The sequence below is a fragment of the Pseudoalteromonas rubra genome (genome assembly GCF_000238295.3).
GTDB lineage: Bacteria > Pseudomonadota > Gammaproteobacteria > Enterobacterales > Alteromonadaceae > Pseudoalteromonas > Pseudoalteromonas rubra.
Window position 1 is genome coordinate 824,174 of the sequence record NZ_AHCD03000044.1, and the last position, 22,975, is coordinate 847,148.

19 protein-coding genes and 1 pseudogene are annotated in these 22,975 nt (G+C 45.8%); 9 read left to right on the top strand and 11 right to left on the bottom strand.

Annotation, left to right across the window (positions count from 1 at the left end; all coding sequences use genetic code 11):
* Positions 1-5: 5 nt before the first annotated feature.
* From PRUB_RS24200 to PRUB_RS24225, 6 genes are all read right to left on the bottom strand, one after another.
* Positions 6-788 (bottom strand): substrate-binding periplasmic protein, encoded by a 783-nt coding sequence (locus PRUB_RS24200; RefSeq protein ID WP_010380501.1) that lies wholly within the window; start codon positions 786-788, stop codon positions 6-8.
* An 18-nt stretch (positions 789-806) separates the two neighbouring features.
* Complete coding sequence (locus PRUB_RS24205; protein ID WP_010380502.1) at positions 807-1,544, bottom strand: substrate-binding periplasmic protein; 738 nt, start codon at positions 1,542-1,544, stop codon at positions 807-809.
* Between the two features lie 142 nt (positions 1,545-1,686).
* A complete protein-coding gene (locus PRUB_RS24210; RefSeq protein ID WP_010380504.1) occupies positions 1,687-2,304 on the bottom strand; it encodes a hypothetical protein in 618 nt (205 codons plus the stop codon).
* 157 nt (positions 2,305-2,461) lie between these two features.
* Positions 2,462-4,897 carry a TonB-dependent receptor gene (locus PRUB_RS24215; RefSeq protein WP_010380506.1) on the bottom strand — a complete coding sequence of 812 codons (2,436 nt, stop codon included), beginning with the start codon at positions 4,895-4,897 and terminating at the stop codon, positions 2,462-2,464.
* Positions 4,898-5,155: 258 nt separating this feature from the next.
* Complete coding sequence (locus PRUB_RS24220; RefSeq protein ID WP_010380508.1) at positions 5,156-5,866, bottom strand: helix-turn-helix transcriptional regulator; 711 nt, start codon at positions 5,864-5,866, stop codon at positions 5,156-5,158.
* Between the two features lie 57 nt (positions 5,867-5,923).
* Positions 5,924-6,241: a hypothetical protein gene (locus tag PRUB_RS24225; protein ID WP_010380510.1), complete on the bottom strand. Its 318-nt coding sequence runs from the start codon at positions 6,239-6,241 to the stop codon at positions 5,924-5,926.
* A gap of 273 nt (positions 6,242-6,514) precedes the next feature.
* On the opposite strand from PRUB_RS24225, the gene PRUB_RS24230 reads away from it, so the two are divergent.
* The 7 genes from PRUB_RS24230 (at position 6,515) to PRUB_RS24255 (ending at position 11,022) form a co-directional block, all read left to right on the top strand.
* Positions 6,515-6,994, top strand: coding sequence for a DUF1203 domain-containing protein (locus tag PRUB_RS24230; protein WP_010380513.1), 480 nt, complete (start codon positions 6,515-6,517; stop codon positions 6,992-6,994).
* Between the two features lie 827 nt (positions 6,995-7,821).
* On the top strand, positions 7,822-8,334 hold the full coding sequence (locus PRUB_RS24235) for a hypothetical protein (protein WP_010380514.1): 513 nt from the start codon (positions 7,822-7,824) through the stop codon (positions 8,332-8,334).
* Between the two features lie 96 nt (positions 8,335-8,430).
* A complete protein-coding gene (locus PRUB_RS24240) occupies positions 8,431-8,940 on the top strand; it encodes a putative periplasmic lipoprotein (RefSeq protein WP_010380516.1) in 510 nt (169 codons plus the stop codon).
* Positions 8,941-9,042: 102 nt separating this feature from the next.
* Entirely contained in the window at positions 9,043-9,324 is a 282-nt protein-coding gene (locus PRUB_RS24245; protein WP_040644794.1) for a hypothetical protein, read from the top strand.
* Positions 9,325-9,423: 99 nt separating this feature from the next.
* A complete protein-coding gene (locus tag PRUB_RS24250) occupies positions 9,424-9,879 on the top strand; it encodes a hypothetical protein (protein WP_010380518.1) in 456 nt (151 codons plus the stop codon).
* Between the two features lie 257 nt (positions 9,880-10,136).
* On the top strand, positions 10,137-10,268 hold the full coding sequence (locus PRUB_RS26665; protein WP_277925551.1) for a hypothetical protein: 132 nt from the start codon (positions 10,137-10,139) through the stop codon (positions 10,266-10,268).
* A 133-nt stretch (positions 10,269-10,401) separates the two neighbouring features.
* On the top strand, positions 10,402-11,022 hold the full coding sequence (locus PRUB_RS24255) for a LysE family translocator (RefSeq protein WP_021032816.1): 621 nt from the start codon (positions 10,402-10,404) through the stop codon (positions 11,020-11,022).
* 3 nt (positions 11,023-11,025) lie between these two features.
* Here PRUB_RS24255 and PRUB_RS24260 read toward each other — a convergent pair whose 3' ends face one another.
* Together PRUB_RS24260 and PRUB_RS24265 are read right to left on the bottom strand one after the other, a co-directional pair.
* Positions 11,026-11,745 (bottom strand): hypothetical protein, encoded by a 720-nt coding sequence (locus PRUB_RS24260; RefSeq protein ID WP_010380523.1) that lies wholly within the window; start codon positions 11,743-11,745, stop codon positions 11,026-11,028.
* The gene (locus PRUB_RS24265) at positions 11,714-13,144 is read right to left on the bottom strand and encodes an aminotransferase-like domain-containing protein (RefSeq protein ID WP_010380525.1); all 1,431 of its coding nucleotides are present in this window, start codon (positions 13,142-13,144) and stop codon (positions 11,714-11,716) included. Before PRUB_RS24265 ends, PRUB_RS24260 begins: the two co-directional genes overlap by 32 nt.
* Before the next feature lie 86 nt (positions 13,145-13,230).
* On the opposite strand from PRUB_RS24265, the gene PRUB_RS24270 reads away from it, so the two are divergent.
* Positions 13,231-14,610, top strand: coding sequence for a pyridoxal phosphate-dependent decarboxylase family protein (locus PRUB_RS24270; RefSeq protein ID WP_010380528.1), 1,380 nt, complete (start codon positions 13,231-13,233; stop codon positions 14,608-14,610).
* 51 nt (positions 14,611-14,661) lie between these two features.
* Here PRUB_RS24270 and PRUB_RS24275 read toward each other — a convergent pair whose 3' ends face one another.
* Positions 14,662-18,150 carry a PKD domain-containing protein gene (locus PRUB_RS24275; protein WP_010380531.1) on the bottom strand — a complete coding sequence of 1,163 codons (3,489 nt, stop codon included), beginning with the start codon at positions 18,148-18,150 and terminating at the stop codon, positions 14,662-14,664.
* Between the two features lie 396 nt (positions 18,151-18,546).
* Between PRUB_RS24275 and PRUB_RS24280 the strand changes: the two genes are divergently transcribed.
* Positions 18,547-20,598 (top strand): winged helix-turn-helix domain-containing protein, encoded by a 2,052-nt coding sequence (locus PRUB_RS24280; RefSeq protein WP_010380533.1) that lies wholly within the window; start codon positions 18,547-18,549, stop codon positions 20,596-20,598.
* Positions 20,599-20,740: 142 nt separating this feature from the next.
* Here PRUB_RS24280 and PRUB_RS24285 read toward each other — a convergent pair whose 3' ends face one another.
* Together PRUB_RS24285 and PRUB_RS26830 are read right to left on the bottom strand one after the other, a co-directional pair.
* The gene (locus tag PRUB_RS24285) at positions 20,741-22,408 is read right to left on the bottom strand and encodes a metallophosphoesterase (protein WP_010380535.1); all 1,668 of its coding nucleotides are present in this window, start codon (positions 22,406-22,408) and stop codon (positions 20,741-20,743) included.
* Between the two features lie 387 nt (positions 22,409-22,795).
* A pseudogene (locus PRUB_RS26830) lies at positions 22,796-22,870 on the bottom strand (hypothetical protein); the annotation flags it as partial.
* Positions 22,871-22,975: the final 105 nt, after the last annotated feature.

Consider the following 22,975-nt stretch of genomic DNA (forward strand, 5'->3'; position numbering starts at 1 on the left):
TGTTGTTAATATTGATATTGACCTTTAATCGATTGGATCAGGGGAGCGGGCAATGCAGCCATGGCTGCCTCAAGCTGACTGGCAAGGCGAGCATTACTATGCCGATAACCTATGTATTGGGGCTCTGAGTGAAAGTCCTGTACCAGTATCCGTACTGGCAAGTCAAATTTGATAATCATATGCTGCGCCCATTGCTTATCGACCAGTATGGCGTCAACGCGCGCTGTTGCTAATATGCTAAAAAAGGTCTTGGCATGTTCGTCGTTTTCTTCATAGTAAGAACGTCGGACTAACCGGGCATTGAGCGCTTCCAATTTTCGATACACAGCTTTTGGATAGGGGTATTCTGTTGCCAGCATGATCCTAGGTGTATCAATGCGATTGAAGTCGTGTGCATTTTTTAATCTGTCAGCAGAGACAGCCAGACTTAGTTGCCATGATGTTGCAGAGTCTGAAAAAGTTTCCAGCCCGTCGGTTTTGTCCACATGCAACGAAAAATCTGTGCTGCCAAATTTAACATTGGCAATACAGCGCTTGAACGGAAGTTCAGTGAACTCGACGCTACGATTTATGGACTTAGCCGCAGCTTTGATCAGGTCAACTTCCATACCACGGGCAACACCATTTTGATCAATAAAACTAAAAGGACGCCAGCGTTCAAAGCAAACGGTGATTGGTATTGGGTGGATATCATCTTCAGGTTGCAATGTCCTGGCTGTGTTACTTATTGATAACCCAAATAGCGTGATCATAAATGATGTGATCAGCATTGATTTAAAACGTGTCATTGGCTCCTCTGGAAAGCGTTAATATGATTGTGGCAAAAACAGTGAAGGTGAATCCCGACGTAAACGTCGCAGTGCCTGATTCATATTGTGAACCCACTGAGCATTTACTTGTTTGTTACAGGCAAACCCCAGATAGGAACGAGCTAATGGCAGGACGACCCTGTAGTGTGACGGATCGATACCAGCCCGTTTAAACTGAAAGCGGGCGATAATATCGCCATAGGCGATTAAGTCAATACGTTTAAGTTTGAGCATTTGAACCAGTTCAAACCCAGAGGCCAGAAAAACAAGATTGTCGTTATTGACACCAGACTGGCGCAGTAGCTGGTGGCCAATGTCGTTTTTTACGACGCCAATTTTATAGTTTTTCAGATCTGAGAGATTTGACACGTCGTAGTCGTTTTCTTTGTGACCAATCATGGCCACCTGATTGTCGAGCGATGGGCCGATAAACTGGAATAGTTTGGCCCGCTCCTGAGTGTAAGTAATAGAAAAAATACAGGTTTTAGGTGAGGTCATGGCCATACGGTAGGCTCTGGGCCAGGGCACCAACATGATGTCTCGTTTGTCCAGCGTCCAGCCAAGCTCCCGGTAAATGCCATCCAGAATGCGGATTGATAAGCCTTCTATTTCACCGTTGATATGATAATTAAAAGGAGGGTAATCTTCCGTTACCCAGTCCAGATCAGGCGTATTATAGGTTGCGCCGAAGCTTAGTAGCGGAAATAGAGCCAGTAAACGTACTAACTGATACATTGCAACTCACCTCATTGTCAGGCTGGTGCTGAATTGCAGCAGAGATCTGCAAATTTACATGATTTCAGTATAGTACGTTGAGCGCAATTGCATGGCTTGTTGGCCTTGTGTTGTACAAATTGACTGCAACGCCACGCATGATTTAAGTTGGTTGATACAAAGTAAACATTTCACTGGCTGATCCGCTCGGGTCGGCTTCTGATGGCTGATCCTGACTGTCACCAAGCAGCTCGTCGATAGCCACTTCCAGTCTGGCTTTGAGTTCATCGATTTTGTCTTTCAACTTGTCTTTTTTATAGCCCGGAAGCGTTTTGTCATCGTGTATTTCTTGCTCTGTCAGGTCAAGCATCTCAATTCTAACTGTGAGTTCTTTGTAGGCCAGAAAGTCAATGCCGAGGTTATTGAACAGTAAGGCTTGATTGACTTCGTGGGGTTCGACGGTGACTTCTATTGACATCGCCATGATTTCGCTCATAGTTTCCTCGTAGAACTGGATTTGCTGCTGCTTTTCTGGCTGGCTTAAATCAACGCGTTTGTAGGCAGTGTCCCTGGCAACCTGGTAGTAATTTCTTGCCTGCTCAGAAATGCCTTCGTAATCAACTCCAACGGAAACCGCTGTATCCTTGTCTGGTTGTGCGCGCCCGGTTGCATCCATGGCTTCGTTCAGTCGCTGTGCGAAGTGCGCTTGTTGATTTAACTGTGTCTCATTTTGTGATGTGTACTGATTGGCTGAGAAGACAGTTTGAGGGGTAATCTTCATTCGGTTATTCCTTTGCAATATTGAGAATAACGAAGCAAAGACTGTACCTAAATTTGTTGTTCCTTATGGGGTTATCAAAGCAGCAATAAAGAAGCGAAATGGGCAGGCCCATTTCGCTTTGTGTTCTTACTGAGTATCGGACACCGGGCCCGGAGTATTAGAACTGATAGTTTACAGACAACTTAACGTTACGCTCGTTACCTGGTAAGCCACCCAGGAACAGCGCTTTGCTGTAATAACGTTCATCGGTCAGGTTCTCGATGTTCAGCTGGATCTGATACTTGTCACCCTGGTAGCGTGCCGCGGCATCCCAGCGTGTGTAGCTGTCAATGGTGGCGGTGGGCAGACCGAAAGATTCGGAATTTACAGTTCGTTCACCCATATAGTTGACGCCCAGGCTGACAGTCAGGTTATCCATAACCGTGGCAGGTAGCTGGTAATTAACCCAGGCACTGGCCATTTTCTTTGGCACGCCTTTTTTCTGCTCGGAATGTTCCTTAGCACGGATCTCGATGGCGTCCTGCCAGGTAGCATTCATGTTTAAGTCAACGGACTCTGCCAGTGCCAGGTTCAGATCGACTTCGACCCCTTCAGACTTATCTTCGTCGTCATAAAAATACTGCTCAACACTGACGTTGTATTCCGGGTCCTTAGGGTTGTCGTTGTACAGCGGGTTTGTGTAACGCAGGTTAGTACGGCTGGTTTCAAACCACACAATTGACCCCAGCAGATCTTCATCCAGTGCGGTAAAACGAATACCTAAATCCAGAGACTCTGATTCAGAGTCTGGGCGGTTTGGTGATGTTTTGTCATCAGACAAAGCGCCTAAAATACTGTAAGCAGTGCGGCCTTTGGCAACATTAACAAACGCAGAAAGCTGAGGATGAACCTGATAGTTAACACCCAGGTTATAGGTCATGCCAGAGTCATCTGAGTCCAGCTCTTTACTGGCTTCTGGCACCCGATCGCTGCCTTTATGCTGGTAAGCCTGCTCAATGGCAGAGTAGGCCAGACCGGTACGCACAGTTAGTTGTTCGTTGAGATAAAGTACTTCCTGGAAGCTGATCCCATAGGCGTCTAGTGATTTGTCGTAATTGCTGCGCAATGACGGGTCATAATCCATGATATCACCGGTCGCCCAGTTCGGATTGCGAATATCCAGAATATAAGGAATAGCGTTATCGCCATTGCTGCCGTCGGCATCGTAAACCGACCAGCTCTTGAGTGCCATCTCTCGGTTTTCATAGTTTACGCTGATCAGGTGTTCACCCATAATGCCGCCGAGGCTCCACCCCAGTTGCAGATCGGCAAAGTATTGCCAGGTTTGTTCTTCGGCAACCAAACGGCGGTATTCCTGACGACGTGCGGCAAAGGGATGCAGTTCGCCATCAACGACTAAAGGTGCGCGAGGGTCGGCATTAATGACACCACGGCGATCCCAGTAGACATAGTTGTATGCACCCGTCTGACGGGCAAAGTCTGAGTCATAGCTGCGCCACAAGACTTGCTGAGTCAGTGTTGAGTCGCTGTTGATATGCCAGTCGTGGCGAAGCTTAATTCTCAACTCTTCACCTTCATTCGGTTTAGAAAGTGGCGAAATTAAGTTGCCATCGCCCAAATCGTAAGGTTTAAGGCCATCGGTAGCCAGAATAGATGCGGCAAGCTGTTCGCGTTGTTGCTCAGACAGCTGGACACCGAGATAGTTTTTGCCTTCTTCATCTAATGTTGTGCCGTTTGGCAGGTCGGCTGCACTCAGCATACCTGGTGTAGCAGAGGTGCTGTCCCAGTTCATGATGCGAACGGGGTCACCAATCGAATCAATTTGCAGTGCATCATCAATATAAGCGGTTGAAAGCAGGAGTTTGTGATTATTGCTCACATCAAAACTCAGGCTGGCATAAATTTCGTCTCTGTCTGATTGCAGGTCGCGATAGCCGTCACTTCGCTCATGATTGGCGACAAGGCGGTATGCCCATTGATCATTCAGGCCACCAGTTGCATCAAAACCAATGCCATAGCTATTCCAGCTGCCAGCTTTGGCACTGACCTCGAAAGCATCCTGTTGTTGCGGTTTTTTCTCAACCAGGTTGATTACACCACCGGCTGCACCAATACCGTATAAACCGGTTGCGGGGCCTTTGAGTACCTCAATGCTTTCAATGTTGGTCATTGAGCGAGTCGGGTTGAAGTCGTTACCTAAGTTTGCACCGCCGTACATGCCATCATAAGTGTAATTCACACCCAGACCACGCACAGTCAGGTTATCACCAATACCGTAGTTGTTACCTGCCTGTCCCAGACCACTAACGTTGCGTAGCGCTTCTTGCAAAGTAGTGGCGTTTTGCGCTTTGAGCAACTCTTTATCAACAACGACAATGGCCGCCGGTGTTTGCATTAACGCCATATTAGATTTAGTGGCTGTGCCTGATTCTAGAATGAGTTGGTTGTGTTTACCGTACACACTAATTTTTTCAATGTTTTCGTCATTGCTTTGAGCAACAACAATTGTGCTGTTAACCGCGGCACCTAACAGGGCGATTTTAACGGCATTGGCCAATAGATTTTGTGAATTCTTTGAGCGAGAGAATTGCATATTACACTCCATACAACTAAGGAACCCGGCTTCGGGACTGCAGAGGGAGCGCATACTAACAGTGATTTTAAATGATAACAACTCTCATTTGCGTTTAATAAATGTTGCTTGTGTGGCGAATTATTTGATCTGGTTGATTGGCTGAGAATGAATTATTGATAATTTATTAAATAAAAACAATCGAGTAAAAAAAGCACACAGATCAGATGAGTATTTATACTCGTCTGCTACTTGAACAGGGCGGGCGGGTAGCTGGGGTTAAAGGTCAGTCTGGGCGGTGTCATCAGCGTATTTTGCCTTAACCAGGGCAATATAGTGTTGCAGATTCTTTTCTTTCGTTAGTTCAAAAGGATGTGTTAGCAGGGAGATGTCACAGACTCGATCGAGTCGAAACTCACGGTAATCATTGCGTAGAAGGCAATGGCCGATGATGGTCCATTTACCACCCCAGTAGACAAGCCCGAGCGGCTCTATGTCTCGCTCGCTATATGCCTCTTTGGCATCTTTGTAGTGTAATCTGACCTGGCGTTTCTGAACCACAGCTTCACGTAATGTACTGCTGAACCTTTGATGATCTTCGGTGTGACCAAAGCTGGCGGCAACATAGGGGAAGTCGTCCAGCTGTTGTTTAAGGTGGTCAGGAAGCGCGGCTTCAATTTTAGCCATTGCACTGCTGGCATGTTCCGACAACACAGGATCAGTCCAGGCGCTGGCCATACGGGTTCCTAACAATAAAGACTGTAACTCCGCAACGGTAAACATCATGGGCGGCAAGTCACACTGTGCAATCAGGTAACCAATGCCAGCTTCGCCTTCGATAGGCACGCCAGAGCTTTGAAGGTGCTGAATGTCGCGGTAGATAGTGCGCTCAGACACATTCAACCGTTCGGCAAGTTGCTTAGCTGTGATGGCCAGGCGCCGTCCTTTAAGCAGGTTAACCAGCTGAAATAAACGCTCAGATTTGTGCACTAGGTTACTCCGGGGAAAAGCCGGGAAATGATCCCGGCATTGATAGGCTGAATCAGGTTACTCACTGCAAGGGGTTTGCGCAACTACCTCAGTTAATGTGAGTGACAGGCTCTCTTTGTCAATTACCGCCGCAAACTGCTGACATACCTGCTCGTGCTCAAATGCTTCCTGCACGCGTTTGGCATCTTCAAGCGTATTCCAGTATACAATGTCAGTGTAAACACCGGTTTCAGAATGCTTTGACACAGAGCGGTAAAGCAGTCCCGGTTGTGTTTTAACGTAAGCCATAAAGTGTTCATTTTGAATCAGAAAGTCTGCTTCAGTGACGCCGTTAGCCAGTTTGAAGGTGGCGATTTCTACGATATTTGTGCTCATGTTTTTGTCTCCTTGTTTAAGTTGGTGACAGTAAAACACGTAGCTTTGTCAGGGAGTGTCAGTAGCATTTTTTTAGACTAACTAATTTGCTATCAATCTGTTGAGATGTAACATTATTTTTATTAGTGTATGATTTACTGTAATTTTTGGATCTTTATTGGTTTGTCTATACAGAGGTCACATCTCACCTTATCAGGCAGCGTATCAGCACCTTACAAGGTAGCGGACCTTGCAATGTCTTACCAATAATCTGTTAGCTATTGAGGGAGTCATATGAAATATAAAATAGTACCTGTGAGATCGGATTTCTTAGATAAAGTTAGAAATGTAGGTATAGACGATCAAAACCAACCTGTAGAAGTATTGCTAGCTAAAGGTGGTGAACCGTGTCGAGATGTACTTCGTGGCGCAAAGGCTGGTGAAGAACTAATATTGGCCAGTTATTGTCCTTTCACTAAAACAGGCCCCTATAAAGAGTATGGTCCCATTTTTGTGTTGGCTAACGCGAAGAGTCAGGAATTTGATGTTAACAAACTGCCATTGCCAAACGGATCAGCAACCGATTATTTAGGTCATACATTTGTATTAAGAGCATACTGTGAAAACGAGCGTATATTAGACGCGAAGTTGTCATCACCAGAACAAGCAGAGTCAGACCTTGAAGCGTTTTTAACCAATGAAAAGGTAAGCTTCATAATTGCGAGATATGCTGCTTATGGTTGTTACAGTTTCAGAGTTGAACGTGCGGCATAGCTAACAATCTGATTAATTTAGCGTTACAAGGGCATATATGGAGCTTCCATATATGTCACTTAAAAAGCTCAGCTTCCTACGCCGTTTACGAAGGTCTTTCATGGTGCGGTCGGGCGAAAGCAAGAGATGACAGATTACTGTGAGCACCTTCATAAATGGTGACGAGCCAACCTGATTCAGTGCGAGCGATTACTGGGTTAACACTTTTTCTTTTACATCATTCCGACTTATCTAAACTCAGGATTGGGTACGTTCTCGTAATATCTGAGCTTGACTATTTTCCAGGATTTCATGCTTATACCAATTTCACTTAATACCTGGTCTATTTGAAGGAGCAAATAGGACGCTAACGGCGTTAAAAATTTCTTATTTAGAACAACTAAATAGCAAAATTTTTGCCTCGCCTATATGGATGTAGGTGCCTCAGCGATAGCAGGACGCGGGAGCGGTGTTATCGACCCTATTTTCTCGCCTCAAAATAGACCACTTAATTAAGCAAATTGGTATTAAACTTACGACTTTCACCGATCAGAGCTTATAGGAAGCGCAGCATTTGATGGTTTTGCATTTCTTTATTGAATCTGTCTGGGTGTCACTTAAAATTCTAATTGTGGGTGTCACTAGAGGGGAAGTGGACAGTGTCATTTCTACATCCGAACACACCTGATTGTTTGCGTACACGCAAACCTGCAAAACATCTTTTGCTAAATCAACATCGATTACAGTAGTATTGTACATAACTGTATGACTCCAATCATAAAAGTTAGCTAACAATAAGCATAGAAGGAGGGAGTCTAATTGTCTGTTCCACATCTAGGGAAAGTTTGGTGAAACCTTTCAGAATTAAAAGAGAAAATCAAAAACTGGTACTAACCAGATCAAAAATAAGTGAGGTTATCGGTTTTGTACTTTCGAGTACTTTTTTGGCTGGGCTTATTTTAAGCACATATAATTTTGGCCTGTCTTCAGTAAACTCGACTGAATCACTTTTATCATTCATTAAAGAAAAACCTTCAATCTTGTTTTTTATTGTTATTGCAGTATTGTTGATTTCAAATGTTGTAACCTCCCTTAAATTTATAGTGTTAGGTGAAAAGTTTGCATTTGATGGAATAAGTCAGAAGATTTTGAAAAATAGCAAATTTTTACTCAATTATTCTGACGTAAAAAATGTACAAATTAGAGTCTATTCAGGCGATACTGATTCGTATGATTTATCTCTGATTACAATATACGGAAACTCTCTAAAATTAGCGGATTTTAAAGAATTATCAAGCGTAAAAGAACTCGCTGGTCACATTGGTGACTATTTAAATTTAAGTGTAGTCATTAAGGAATAGACATCGCTGGAGCGGCCATATATGTCACTTAAAAGTTCTTGCTTTTTAAAAGGGTGTTATATGCACTCCGGTGCATACAAACTTAGGAAGTTTAAATTGAAAAATTACATAGTCGTTGCTGCATTAGTATTGTTATTAAGTGCTTGTTCTGCAACTCGAGAACTCGCATCAACTATAGATAAAAATTACAAATTTGAAACGGCAAAATTAATTTTTTACTCTCCAAACTTTTCAGCCGTCCATATGCCACCGCTGATGAATTCCTATGCTTACGTTGATACATATGAGTTCGATGATTTTTGTAGCTCAGCCCCGAAAGCAATCTCAACATCATCCGTAAATAAAGATACCAGAACTCAAGAATCTCTGTTACCAACAGGTAAAGTTGTTGCTCACATAGGTTATAACGCGACAGGAGCAGGTGGCTTAACTGGTGAATCTTTTTACATAATGAACATCAAACCTAATGAGCAATACAAAATAACACTTACAGAAGCACGTCCGCTGGTTACTAGCTACTCAGTAGAAATAAAGCTATTAAAAGAAGGCCGTTTCAGTCCAGTTGAAGCAGTTAACTATAATCGTAAGAGAGATGTTTGTAAGTAGTACGCATATAGCAACCAAAGTCAGCAGGACTTTTACTCGTTTCGTTCTGCAAAAATACTTGCAAAAGCCCCTGCTTTGGGACGTTATGTGCTTAGGTGAATTATGGATTTTATTGTCAAAGTAATTTGGGCTGCTACTCCTTTTGCTCTCATCCTGCCGTTTTTATTAAAGCCTCAAAGTTTGCACTGGATTTCACAAAAGTGGTTACTTGTATTTAGCCTTGTTCTAAGCTTGCTCGGTGTGGTGTTGTCGCCAAAAGCATTGTGTGCAGGTACCTGCAGTGCAATCATTGGAAGCATAATGACATCAATATTAATTAATGCTGTTTTACTCTCAGTTTTTTTACTTTTCAGCTATAGAAAAAATAAAGTAAGAAGCACATAACAAAACAAATTAAAGTGCGGACTTTGCGCGTGCCTTACAAATTTTAGCCAACTGTTTCTAGCCGTTTATTTGCGGCGCTTAGAGGTAAAGATGGGTCGAATGATAATTTATATTTTTACCGTTGTTTATAGCAGCATGAGTGCAGCAGAACGCTTGCTGTCTGCTGAGACAGATGCAAGCAAATTCTATGAAGGGTTTCGGGAGTTTGTGTTAGCCAACGAGCGAAACAAAGTGTCAGAGTTATTTGCCTATCCACTCTCTAATCAAGTCAAAACTAAAGCAGATCTCCTCGAACAATACGAAACTGCTTTTACTGAGCATTTGGTTTCAATAATCAAGTGTACATACACTTTAGAACATGTTGGGTGGCGCGGTTATATGCTTCCCGCAGGAGTGCTTTGGATCGACGGCAATTACTTCGGTGACATAGAGCCAATTAAGGGGTCACCATCTTATGTCGAAGACATTAAGGCCAAGTTGGCAGACACTCAAAACTGGTACATGCGCGTGCAAGGCGTTAACCAAGGTGTTGGTAAGTGCGAAAATGCCTCTTAACAGAATAATTAAAAGGGAGTTACGCTATCAAGTACTGGCCATAGTGTGTGGTTCACTTTTCTTTACCAATTTCAATTTTGCAAGAATGAACAGGTAAATTTAGACTTCTGGATCGTGGCAGGCAGTCATGGTTTTCATGGGCATTTATTTCTCTGCATAAAATGATTGGTATGAACTCTCGGTCACACTTTTGGGGTGGATTTAGGGAATGTCATATCGCTAAAGTACTGAAATGTATTCAGTCAGGGAGAGAAGACATGAAAACTGAAAACAACAATAACCTCTTTGATGTGCTGGTAAAGTGGATCGCTATTGCAGTTGCGACATTGTTTGCTGTCAGTGGCATCGTTTGGCTGGTTTATATTTTGCTTACAAGCCATGATAACTGACTCAGAGTTGGATAATTGCGCTGCACTAAAGAGTGGGTAATTGCATAGTCACGCTATTTAGTCGCATTAAAACATTGGCCCGCACATTTAGCTCGGTTAGAATGAGCACTTTTTTGTAAAGCGGGATAATGTGATGGAATTAACGGCTTGGTTGAGTCTGGCGTTTATATGTTGTGTGGGAGCTATGTCTCCGGGGCCAAGTTTGGCAGTTGTGTTGCGTTACAGCCTGTATCATAGTGCTCAACATGGTATCGTCGCGAGTTTGTCTCACGGTTTGGGAGTGGGGATCTATGCGAGCTTATCTTTACTGGGTTTAGCGAGTTTGATTGAGCAATTCCCGTTGGTTTATCAGGGCCTGGTATATGCCGGCGCCGCCTATCTTGCCTATATGGGTTACAAGATCCTTACCAGCAAAAGTAGTGGTATCGAGGTTGCCAACGAGCATGATGCTAAGAGCTATATTGCAGCGGCAAAAGATGGCTTTGCCATTGCCTTTCTAAATCCAAAACTGGCTATTTTTTTCCTCGCATTGTTCTCTCAGTTTATCGACCCTGAAGCGTTAACACTTCAGACGGCAGTGATTATGTGTATGACGGTGCTGGTGATTGACGCGCTGTGGTATTTCTTTGTATCCGTCGTGACAGCATCAGCCCGAGACCGATTTGACCTGACTGCAAAGCAGGCTGTTATTGATAAGATACTTGGCTGTACATTTTTGCTGCTGGCTGCCCGGGTTGTTTATCAAACCATCTAGTGCTTAATGCCAGCCATGCAGCCGGACATAATTGCTGACCACAAAGACTTTTAGTGTTGGGCTTGCCACGGTGTAATGATCGAATTTCAACGCCAGTCGATGTGAGCCCCGGCTGGCCACTGATGCGATATCCACATGAATACATTGTCCGTTTGGTAGCATCAGGCTGGCACCGCGCACAGTAAACATGTCTTCATACTGCGCAGCGTTGAGCGGGAAAGTACAGATGCGGGCACCAGTGAGTGACAAAGAATCGACATGAAAAGATGCCCGGGGGAAGTTCAGTAATAACCGTACAGACGGGTAAGGGGTGAATCGCCAGCTACGTGGCATGCCATGCCCTTCGACGATATGCGGCAGATCATCAATGATGGATAGCAGCGTCTGGTGATCCGGATGCCACTGACTGTTATTTTGGCTAAACGCAGAGCTCATTGGTTGAGCTGGAAAGTCAACGATATTGGCAGTGCGCAGGTGTGAATCGAGCAGACGCTCAGTTTGGGCGTAACTGGCCTCGTGCTGGGCCAGCTCTTCAAGCAGGTCACTGGTAAACGCCTTTAACTCACTACATAAATTGGCGTGTGCCTGAAATAAATCGAGCTGAGAGGTTTCCACCACCAGGTGAATATAGTCCAGCTCATCCTGTGTCAGATCCATGATAGTCATTACCGCATAATTCGTAGTTTGAAAATTAAGCAGGTTTTGTACCAGTTTTAGTTTCACCTTTGACTGATTTTTGACACCGATTCTGGTCGACGAGTTGAGTAAAACGAACAAGCTGTGATTCAATTTCTGAGCTCAGGCATTGACCAAAGTTCAGCCGAACATAGTTATGATAGAGTTCAGTCGTCGAAAACGCATCGCCACAGAGTATATAAATCTGCTCATCACGCAGTTGTGCCTGAAGTTGCTGAGTATCGACCTGTGGTAACTCAAACCACAATACCAGCCCACCCTGGGGACGGCTGAGGTTGATGTTAGCTGGTAGCAATTGTGTCAAAATCTGGATGTATCGGCTGCATTGTAAGGCAAGCGTCTGGTTGAGTTTTTTCAGATAGCGGGCGTAATGTCCCCGGCTGATATAATCTGCCAGTGCCAACTGGAGCGGTCGGTTACAGCCTAAAGAACGAACCCGGATCAGGTCGCTATAGGTTTGGTGAAAACGTCCAGGTGCACACCAGCCAAGCCTGAACCCAGGCGCCAGTGTCTTGGAAATACTGCTGCACCATATTACCCAGCCGTCTTCATCAAAATGCTTTACAGGCAACGGCGTCGTGCCCGTGTGGCTGAGTTCCCGATAGACATCGTCTTCGATCACCGGGATTTGATATTGTTTTGCCATCCGTGCGAGAGACTGCTTTTGTTGTGTGCTGAGGCTGTGGCCCGTTGGGTTTTGAAAGTTAGCGCTGATCAGGCAGGCTGCAATTGTTTGCCTGGCCATGGCATTTTCTAACTGGACCAGATCTATACCATCCTGGTTACTGGGGATTTCCAGTACTTGCCTGCCCATTACACTCAGTGTATCCAGTAAGCCGGTATAGCATGGCGAAGGGATTGCTATCACTTCCTGCTCTTTGGTTGTGATCTCCAGCGCTGTTTTTACCGCATCCAGGCAGCCCTGTGTGATGATCAATGCCTGTTCCTGCAACATAAAGCCTTGCATTTTGAGGTGCTCTGACAGGGCTCGCCTCAGTACTGGCTCACCGAGTGGATCGCCATAATTAAACATGCTGAGATTGCCTCTCATCGTTCGGTTCAGTGAGGCACGCAGTTGCTGCGTATCTATCAGGCTGGCGTCGAGCTGTGCGGTGGCAAATCCCGACCTGAGTCGTCGTGGTGGGGTTTTCGGTAACGTACTGATCTGGACATTAAATTGTGCATGCTCAGTAAGTGGGGGCGGAGTGTGTTCTGAGCAGGGAAAAAAGCCGCGTTTGGGATCTGCGCGAATGTAGCCGAGAGACTCAAGATATCTATAACAGGCCAGTGCCGTGGTCATACTGACCTGATGCAGGGCACTGAGTTGACGTAATGATGGCAAAGGCTGATCTTGTGGATATTCCCCGCCGTCCATGGCACAGATAAACTGCTCTGCTAATACTTTGTATTTTGCCTGTTTGCTCATCTGTTATCTAAAAAATTGCATTTTTTGTATCTGTTACCTTTTTTCTATCACGTTACAGTGAGAGCGTAAAGTTAAAAGGAGCCATCATGCATTCATTATTATCTCAATCTTTACCAACTTATACGCAGTTGCTTGCAGCGTTGGAGCAAGCATGCAATGAGTTTCGGGACTCGCTTGATACCCGCAGGGTAAGCAATCCGAACGCATGTCTGGAAGCGCGAGCGCTCGGCGATCAGCCTGCGGGATTCGAGGCATTCAGCCAGATTTTTAACGACGAAATCGCACCACAGCTTTCAGCCAGTAACGGCGGGCGTTATTGGGGATTTGTCACCGGTGGCGCGAATCCTGTTGCGACTTATGCCGACTGGCTGGTCACCTTGTACAACCAAAATGTATCGAAAGGCGGAGATTCGGTTGCCAGCCAGGTAGAACGCCAGGCTATCAAATGGTTAACAGAGTTATTTGAGCTTCCCGCGGTGTTTGAGGGAGTGATGACCACTGGTGCGACAGCCGCCAATGTGTTGGGCGCAATGACTGCCAGGCAGGAAGCTGGACTGAGACAAGGGATAGACGTTGCGAAAGTCGGATGCAAAGATTTGGATTGCACTGTGTTTGCCGCGACGCCTCATGCCAGTATGGTTAAAGCGCTCGGGCTGGCAGGGTTAGGTCAGGAAAGCTGGGTCCAGATTGCCAGAGAACCCGGTACTGAAGCCATGGAGATAGACGATCTGGCCCGCAAGCTGAGTGAGTGTGATAGCCCGGGAAAAATCGTGATTGCCAGTGCAGCAACGGTGACCGGAACAGATTATGACGATCTTACTCGGGTAGCGCAGCTATGTCGCCGACATAAGGCCTGGTTACATGTGGATGGTGCATTTGGTATTTTTGAGCGACTACTGAGTGGCCCAAATGGTAAAACACAAGGGATTGAACTGGCAGATAGCATTACACTGGATTGTCACAAGTGGTTAAATGTACCCTATGACTGCGGCGTATTTTTGACTCGCCATCCGCATACTTTGTTTGCAACCTGCAATGTGGATGCACCTTATTTGGCAAACAGCGAAGAGGCGTTTCCTTTTATGTCTTTGGGAATTGAAAACTCAAGACGTTTTAGAGCCTTGCCTGTCTGGGCTACTTTGCTCGCTTATGGTAAACAAGGTATCAAGGCGCAGATCCAACGAAACGTGACGCAGGCGGCAACTTTGGCCAACTGGATCGATGCTTCATCAGAGTATGAACTTGTGAAACCCTGTGAGTTGAATGTGGTTGTGTTCTCGGCCAGCGCAGCAAATACCTATGATACGGAGGCTCTGTTGGCACAGTTAAATAAAGCTGGTCAGGTATTTATGACGCCGGGCAGGTGGCTGGGGAGCCCTGTGATACGGTGTGCATTTAGCAACTGGCGTACTGAACAACGAGATGTCGAATTGGCCATTGCGGAGCTATCCCGGCTAGCAAACTAAGCGGGAAATGGCGATCCCTTCAGAGGTGAAGGGATCGCGCATGGCCACTACTTATCGGCGCATATCTGCATCAAATCGCATATATGAGCTGGTTGGGTCGTTTTCAGTGGCTGGGTCCGGCTCCATCATTTTCAGCACAGACACTTTCCAGCCATCATTGAGCATAGAGCTGGGTGAAATGACATAACCTTCAGCACTCAGCCCTGAAGCTGGGGTGTTTGCCATCAGCATCAATTGTCCCTGATTCACTGACCAAGTGAAGGCACGAGTTTTACCTTCTGTGACCATCTCAGCTAAGTTCCCGCTATGGAACTCCACATACATAGTCTGATCGCCATTGATAAGCGCATAGCGTTCATACATCAGAGTGTGGCTATCGAGCATAGGTTGACCAGACATAGGTTTAACACGTTGTACTATGCCCAGGTCATTGCCATCTTTCCACTGGATCACATCGCCGTTCAGGAACATGGCGAATCGCGTGTCACTGTCTGCGAGCTGATTCAGTTCAAACGTTAGCTCAGTTTGGCCCGTGCTGGCATCATAGCTAAAGCTACCATAGTTGATTCCAGCCATGGCAGAATCGGCGCTTTCATAGTCTGCTTCAAAGAACTTGTTACCGGGCATGAATGCGCTTACCCAGATCCGTCCGCTATCCAGTGGATACTCAACATATGCTCCGATCAAGGGGTTATTTGCGTCTATCAGACGGGTGAAGGTGAACGAGGGCTCACCCTCAACATCGACTGTCAGGGTATTTCCATCTATCATCATGGTGTGTTTGAGCGCAGAATCAAAGCCATACGAACCATTGGCGTCAAATACTTTATCAACCATAAACTCACCTGTGCTGTCATCCCAACTGGCATAACCGACTTCCAGACCCGCCATCGCATCAGGAGTGTCGTCTGATTTTAATTCCATATGCACCCATTTACCGTCACGGATCACCACGACAAAGTCGGGCTCGTTCGGGTCATACCAGGCGCCGTTAAGTGGGTCGGTTGAGTAAACTGGCACTGGAGGTTGTATCATATTTGCTTTGTCTGCTGCGCCAGCATTGAGGTAGTAGGTCATTTCCTCACCCTGGTCGCAGTTAGTGTCTAATGGGTAATTACAAACCTTGATATAGTCGCGATCAAAGCCTTTCAGGTCACTCACTGTAACCGACCCAGACTCATCAGAATGTAGCTTGCCTGACTTAACAGAGTAAGTACCAATTTCGCTAAAGTTACTGTCACGAATTACCCGGGTAAAGGTGTCATCGTCGCTGTAATTCAGGAAGTAGTATTTTAACTCGGCCTGAAAACCGCCGTTCAGAATGTGGAAAATACGGTTATCCATCCACATATAGTCAAATTGAGTTAAGGTCGTTTCAGTTTTCACGTATTTGAGCAAATAAGTAGAGAACGTGCCCGGGTCAAATATATTGGTAAAGCCAACGCGTACATACCAAGTGTTACCATCCATTGAGAGGACATCATAGCTGTTGCTGGAGTTAATGACACAGCTCTCAGGTGTAGCGTCTTCAGGACATTGGTATACATTACGCTGATTTACATTGTCGTAGTAAAAGTTGGTAGAGAGGGTATTATTATTTACTACCCAGGACTGAGTGTACTTATTCAGCTGTGAATAGGTAACACCATTGATATAGTTGTCGAAGAAGTAATTTTGCGGCAGGTTTGCCCCTTGGTAAGGAACAAAGCGCCCAAGTGCCATCGCATTATTCAGGGTGACATTTTGTTCAGGCATCATGATACCGGTGCGGTGACGGTGCGTCATTGACGCCATCTTGTCTGGTTCAGTGGCCACAGCATCATTGGTAATTGCCCAGAATTGGAATCCACCTTGCAGAGACTTTAATAACCAGTAGGTGAGTGTTTGTGCTTCCATTGTGTCAGTTTTGGCAAGCATCACAACCAGATTATTAGCACTCACTTCCCAGCTGAAATCACGCTCGGTGCCACCAGGTAAGGTCGATTTACCGGTGCCATCCTGGTTAAACATCATTTTACTGGCTTGCGGAAGGTAGTACTCGTTGCCTGTTTCACCCGCCATCAGGTAGTACATTTGATCAAAGTGCCATACTCCCTGCATTTGCGCTGCAGTGGGGGTAATGGTGTTGCCACGCACAACCATAGTGAAATCTTCAGTGTCAGACACATCCGCATTTAAAACGGTATCGTCATCGGCTTTGATCTCATCACGCACGCCGGTCAGGCTGATTGCTTTGGCAAAGTCATTGTCATCGTAAATGCTGAACGTTGCGGTTTTGTACCGTGAGTAGCAGGTATAGCTCATGCCTTCGGCATTTTTACAGCTGTGCCTGGGTGAGAAAATACCGTCACCAAAAACAATACTCACTGCTCCGTCAGTCGCTTGTGTCCAGGTGATGGTACCGCTGGTATGATCGGTGAATGTGCCTGTGCCGTCCTCGTTTAATGTCATTTCGGTAAAGTGGCTACGGAAGTATCTTGTTGAGCCAATCAGGTAGGAACCAACAATGGAGCCTTCGCCATTATCAACGAGCTTGTCGTCGTTTTTAATGGATTCTTTGGTTGTGTCAATTAAAGTCGGGTCCGTGTCATTGATTGTATTCGTCAGCTCATCAATGGCACTTTGGCTTGAAACCAGTTCAAAGGTGTTGTTTGCACCCGCAGGTAATGAGAATTTGGTATCGCCGCTGCCATCAACAACCAGCTTTATCAGTGCGGATAAGGTCAGTTTTTCGTTGGCATCAACCCCGACCAGCGCATTGTTCAGCTGGTCTGTGGTTTGCGGTACACCGCCCACGGAGCGTGTAACCAGCGCGTATTCTGCAGTTGTTACATTGGTAATGTTCACACCAAAGTTCTCGCTGCTATTGACTATGCCGTCGTCACCAGCCTGAGTCGCGACAGCCGCAAAGCTCTCAAGCTGTGAATAGAACTCGACATTTTCCTGGTTGGTTCCACCATTGGCCTGAATACGAATGAGCCGATTAACCGCTGAGTCATCAACATCAAGTTGAATGGTGTAAGTACCATCGTTACCCGCGGTCGCCGGAAAGGATTCATCGCCTACGTACACCATCAAAGAGGCATTTGCGACTGGTGCATCGGTCACTATACCGTTAAGTGTGACTGATCTCACCAAACGTTTAACGGTGAAGCTTTTCGTGGCTGTGGAAGTTGCACCATCGTCATCGGTTACGGTCACCGCAATAGTCATGGCGGTATCTGTGGTTACTTCGGGCGTTGTGAAGCTGACATCGCTGGTTGTGCTGTTGTTTAATGTCGTTGCAGGACCTGATGTGACACTCCAGCTGTAGCTGGCGATTTCGCCATCGCTGTCTGTCGCATTGGCTTTCAGCGACACAGCAGTTCTCTCAAGTGCTTCGTTATCGCCAGTAATACTGACCGAAGGTGCCTGGTTTTCTCCACCAGGGTTGGGATTTGGGTTTGGGTTGGGTGAGGGGCCACTATCAGATGAGCCGCCACACCCAGCCAATATGGCTGTCAGGCCAAAGGCTGCTAGTAGTAATTTTAGACTTTTCATAAACACACCTGTTCTATTTAGCGAAATAAACTCGCCCTTCCTTTGGTTATTTAGTGAGCAGGGTAAGCATAGTTTATAAGTCGAAAAAGTGAATTTTAAAAAGCAGGAAACCTCAGCAATACCAGTGATACTGGCTATTGTATGCAATTTTTTTGAAAGGAATTGAGTTTTGACTGTAATTTGTTCAGAAGAGGAGGGTTTTTGCAACGATTTTTCACTGGCGGGTTGCAAAGCAACGAGATGATCATAGACTAAACCCTAATTTGTTTCGTCATGGTCCCCCTCGCTGCCTGCGAGCACAAAGACGTAATAGCAGAAGAATAATAACGAGCCCAAATTTGCCAGCTTTAAGCTACTTAACGGCTAGTGACATGGCAGAGGATTGATGAGAAATCCATGGATTTTATACAAATCGGCGAGTTTCGCCTTTACCAACAAACCAATGAGCTGATTAACGGTGAGCATAGTATTACACTGGATCCACGGCAGCTCTCATTACTGACATTTTTTATCAACAACCCCAATCGAATTATCGGGCGGGATGAATTACAAAGCGCGATCTGGCAAGGCTCTATCGTAACGGATAATGCTATTAACAAGCTGGTGGCCAATCTGAGAAAAGTGTTTTGTGATGACCCTAAGGCGCCGCAATACATCCAGACTGTGCCTAAACAAGGTTATCGCTTTATTGCGCCCATCAATTCAGGCGGGGAGGAAGTGTCAGCTGCGTCGTCAGTGAAAACGGTGACGCAAAAGTCTGGCTCATCGCGTTATCTGCTGCTGGGAGTGCTATTAGTGGCTGGATTACTGAGTAGTCTTGCCTGGTACTATAGTCGTTCACCTTCATTGCAGTATGGAGAGAGCCAGGCGTTGAGCCGGGTTAGCGGTGGCAAGATGTTTCCTATTGTCCTGGCATCTCAGTCTCATGTTGCTTTTTTAAATGTCACCGCGGAGCAGGGGCGCAGTTTGTGGGTGGCTGATTACGAGCGGGACAATCGCGCTTTACCAAGGTCTGTAGATGCCCCGGGTTATCATTTACAACAATTGCTCGGCAGTCAGGGCGAGTATTTGGTCTTTAAAGGCTACTATCAGCAGCGGTGTGGTTGGTTTAAAGCCAGGCTGGACCTGGCTGCACAGCAACTCGCTCCGCCATCAGAAGCTCTGTACAACTGTGATCTTATTTATCATGACAGTATTTACGTTGCAGCCGAAGACCGCATATATGCACTGGCACATGAACGCCGTTTCGAGCATAAAAACGATTTATATGCCTTTAATTTCGCTGGGGAAATAAGTAAATTGCCAACTGAGCTGGAGTCAACATGGCGGCTGGCTTACCTGGATGCTCACCCGAACACAAGTGAGCTGTTGCTGACAGCACACACTATTGACGGAAACAGCAGAGTGATAACTTATGAGCCTGGATCAGGCCAGCAAGCGTTACAGGTTGCCCGAACCGGCCTGATGCACGGCGCAATTTGGGATCACAACCATAGAGGCATTGTATTTTCCTCGTCTAGTCCGCGAACTCAGATGTATCATCAGTCTTTCACAGCCAGCCAGCCGACTTTGCTCAGTAGCCTCAGCGATAAAATCTGCTGTAACATTGCTCGCCATAGTAATGGTAAGGACTATATCTTCACAACTTATGACAAAGACATTGAACTGCAGTGGCTGGAAACAGGCTTTGTGCTGGATAACAGTAACGGACTGGACCGTTCGCCCCGTTTAGCACATACCGACACGGGTGTGTATTTTATTTCTGACCGTTCTGGCAGCTCACAGGTGTATTATCAGAAGCCACAGGAGCAGGCCAGACCGCTTCCCAGACTACCCGATCACGCGCGTCTGAGAGACATGGCCTTGTCACCTGATGATGAGTTTTTGCTGATCAATCACGACAACCATGCCATGTGGCTGATCCCCACCACTGAGGCACAGCAAGGCAATACCTTATTTTTCGATGGCTATATTTATCAGCAAAGTTGGCTAAGTAATAGCTTGTTTGCGTTGTCTGTGAAGCAAAATGAGCTAAAACGCGTGCAAATTTACAATCGCCAGATGCAGCAAGTTGCGCAGCTGCCAGAAGGCTGGATAACCGCATTAACGGATCCTGCAACGCCCGAGTATGTGTATCTGACAGACATGGAACATGTCCTGTATCGCTTTGCGTTTGCCAGTATTTTGAATGGTATTGAGCAGGCACAAGGAGAAAAAATAGGAGAGCTGGAGCCTTTTTCAAATCTGGAAATAGAGAATGGCATAGTGTATCTGATGACCAAAGAGTGGCACGAGTTGGCCCGATATAAACTGAGCGATGAAGGATTACACCCTTTGTCTCGCCAAGACATAGGCTCTTATATGGGGTTTGATGTGCGTGACGGGCAAGTGATTTATGGCCGTAAAGCGGCTTTCAGAAGTGATGTTTACAAGACGGTAGCGCGTTAACACGGAAGCGCGTTGCCAGATTCACGCGAAAAGGCCTTTAAGCCGAAAGGAAAGTGATTTTAGCGAATAATGTGGACAATGACATTTTAGGTGACTTTGAGCAGCGCCATTTTGGCGCAGCTCAATGTATTAATCAGTGGCTTTAAAACGGTGCACAAATCAGTCTTACGCCATTAAGAGCTGTATCATCGTCACCACCCTGAGAGTCCTCAACTCGCGTAATAATGCCGGTAACAGCCTGACCTGATGGACATGAATATCGACTACTCCAATCGCCCCAGCCACTGTTTGCGCCTGCTGAGATCAATGCACCGTTCTGACAGTAGAGCTGTACATCGTTAGCGGCAGTATCATCACCGCCTCCTTGTGGCGGCTCTGTTCTCATTCTAAACCCAGTAACAGGGTTATAGCCTCCTGAACAAAATGCATTTGAGCTCCAGTTACCCCACGAGGCGTATTTGCTGAAAATTCTGTAGTAACTGTTACTGCCCCTGGGCGCGCAATATAGCTCTACATCATTGAGCGCGGTATCGTCTCCACTGCCTTGAGGTGGTTCACTGCGCATGCGATATCCATACACATAGTTATTAGCAGCACATGTTACTACATTACCCCAGCCACCCCAGTAGCCGTCGGTTGGTTGGCGTTGTGCATAATAGCCAGATGGGATCATTGTGCCGCCACGAATTTGGTCAATGCAGCGGCGTGTATCGCCGCCAAAACTGCAAGTCAGTGCTGCGCTTGAACGATAAGGCTGATTATATCCATTGTTATCACCATGTGTGGTTACCTGGTTGACTATGGTGTTAAAGTCCCCACTAGAATAGGCTGCAGCATCGCCTATGTGTGCTCGGTTATAGCGTTTAAATGAGATTCTATTACTGGAGGTATCTAACGAGATGCTCCAAAAAATATTATGAAAAGCCGCATTGACGTTAACAACGGGTACCGGACTACCGTGCCTGTTTTTGATACTGCCGCTAAACGCATCGATGACAAAACCCGGACTATTTTCTTTGTAGTCGCAGTGATCGCCACCACCACCCTGGTTACAGTGATAATGTCCATGAATGATAGCTGCTAAGTTGATGCCCCTTACCGCGGACACAAAGTCGCCCGAATAACTACCGCCGGGATAGTGGCCGACAATGATCACGGGTTTGTCTGGGCCTATTTTGCTGATTGCACGCTTTAAGTAGGCAACGGCATTTTTAGAGTAAATTTGATTGTGCAGCTGAATTAGGTATGCAGCCGCGTTGGATGATGAGGTACCAGGTTGAGCAAGGGCTGCGGTATAGTAATATGCATCTGCACTTGTGCAATAATGTTTTGGATTATGATTAAATCCAGAGCAATCGCCACCATCAATATTGGTGTGGTACTCATCAAAAATTTTCCAACCTTTATTATAAAGATCTTCGTATGAATGCAGCTCGCTGTAGTTGTCAAAGCTTGTTTCGTCGTCAGCTAAATCATGCGAATCATGATTACCTAGCCCATCTAGCACTTTGACACCAAAACTCTCCATGTGTTTATGTGCGTTGCCGTAGGTGGTGCGCCCATCACCATCCATAGTTAGGTCGCCAGCAATAGGGATTGCTTTAATACAGTTTGTACACTTAGATGCAAGAATGGCGGAGTCTCGCATGGTGTTTTGTGCACGGCGGGTACCGGCACTGTCAGACCAGCCAAACTGGGGATCAGCGATTGCAAAAAAGTTGATCTCTTGCGCTTGAACGTTGGCCAAAATAGATGTAAAAAATAGCGGGGTTAGTATTTTGTTCACTAATTTCAAATGCTTAGCTAACATTTCCTGTTCCTTTTGTTAAGTTTTCCGCTCTGATTGCAGCTCAGAGTTCGTGATGTCAAAACAAATCAAGCTGATAAGGGTACTGCCTAAGCTATTTACTACATGACAACAGGGAGAACATTAGTCACGCGTGTTGAATTTTAATATTACATGTAATTACGCTGTGGTTTTTTTGTTGTGTTTATGGTTTTAATTGAGAGGGGGAACTTGCTATTCCAAGGCGCTAGCCTTGTTCTAAACAAGATGATTGGGGTAAAAGAATGATGTATAGAATTGCAATGTATATAAGCAGCACAGAGATGATCATGCTGCTTATAAGGCCCGGTCACCTATGACCTCATGTAATCATCGCTCTCTGCCAAGGCGTCTCTCTGCTTGGCATCTTTCTCACTCCGGGCCAAACAGATAAAATATCTCAAAGGTATTTAAACCATGGCTAATAACACCTAAACCCCAAACGAAGGCCGCCCACCATGCCTATGTCTATCCAAGTGAAACAATATTGCTCAGAATAAACAAAAAGATGGTGGTGACGGCATACGTGATCAAATGCGTATAAAAACTCTT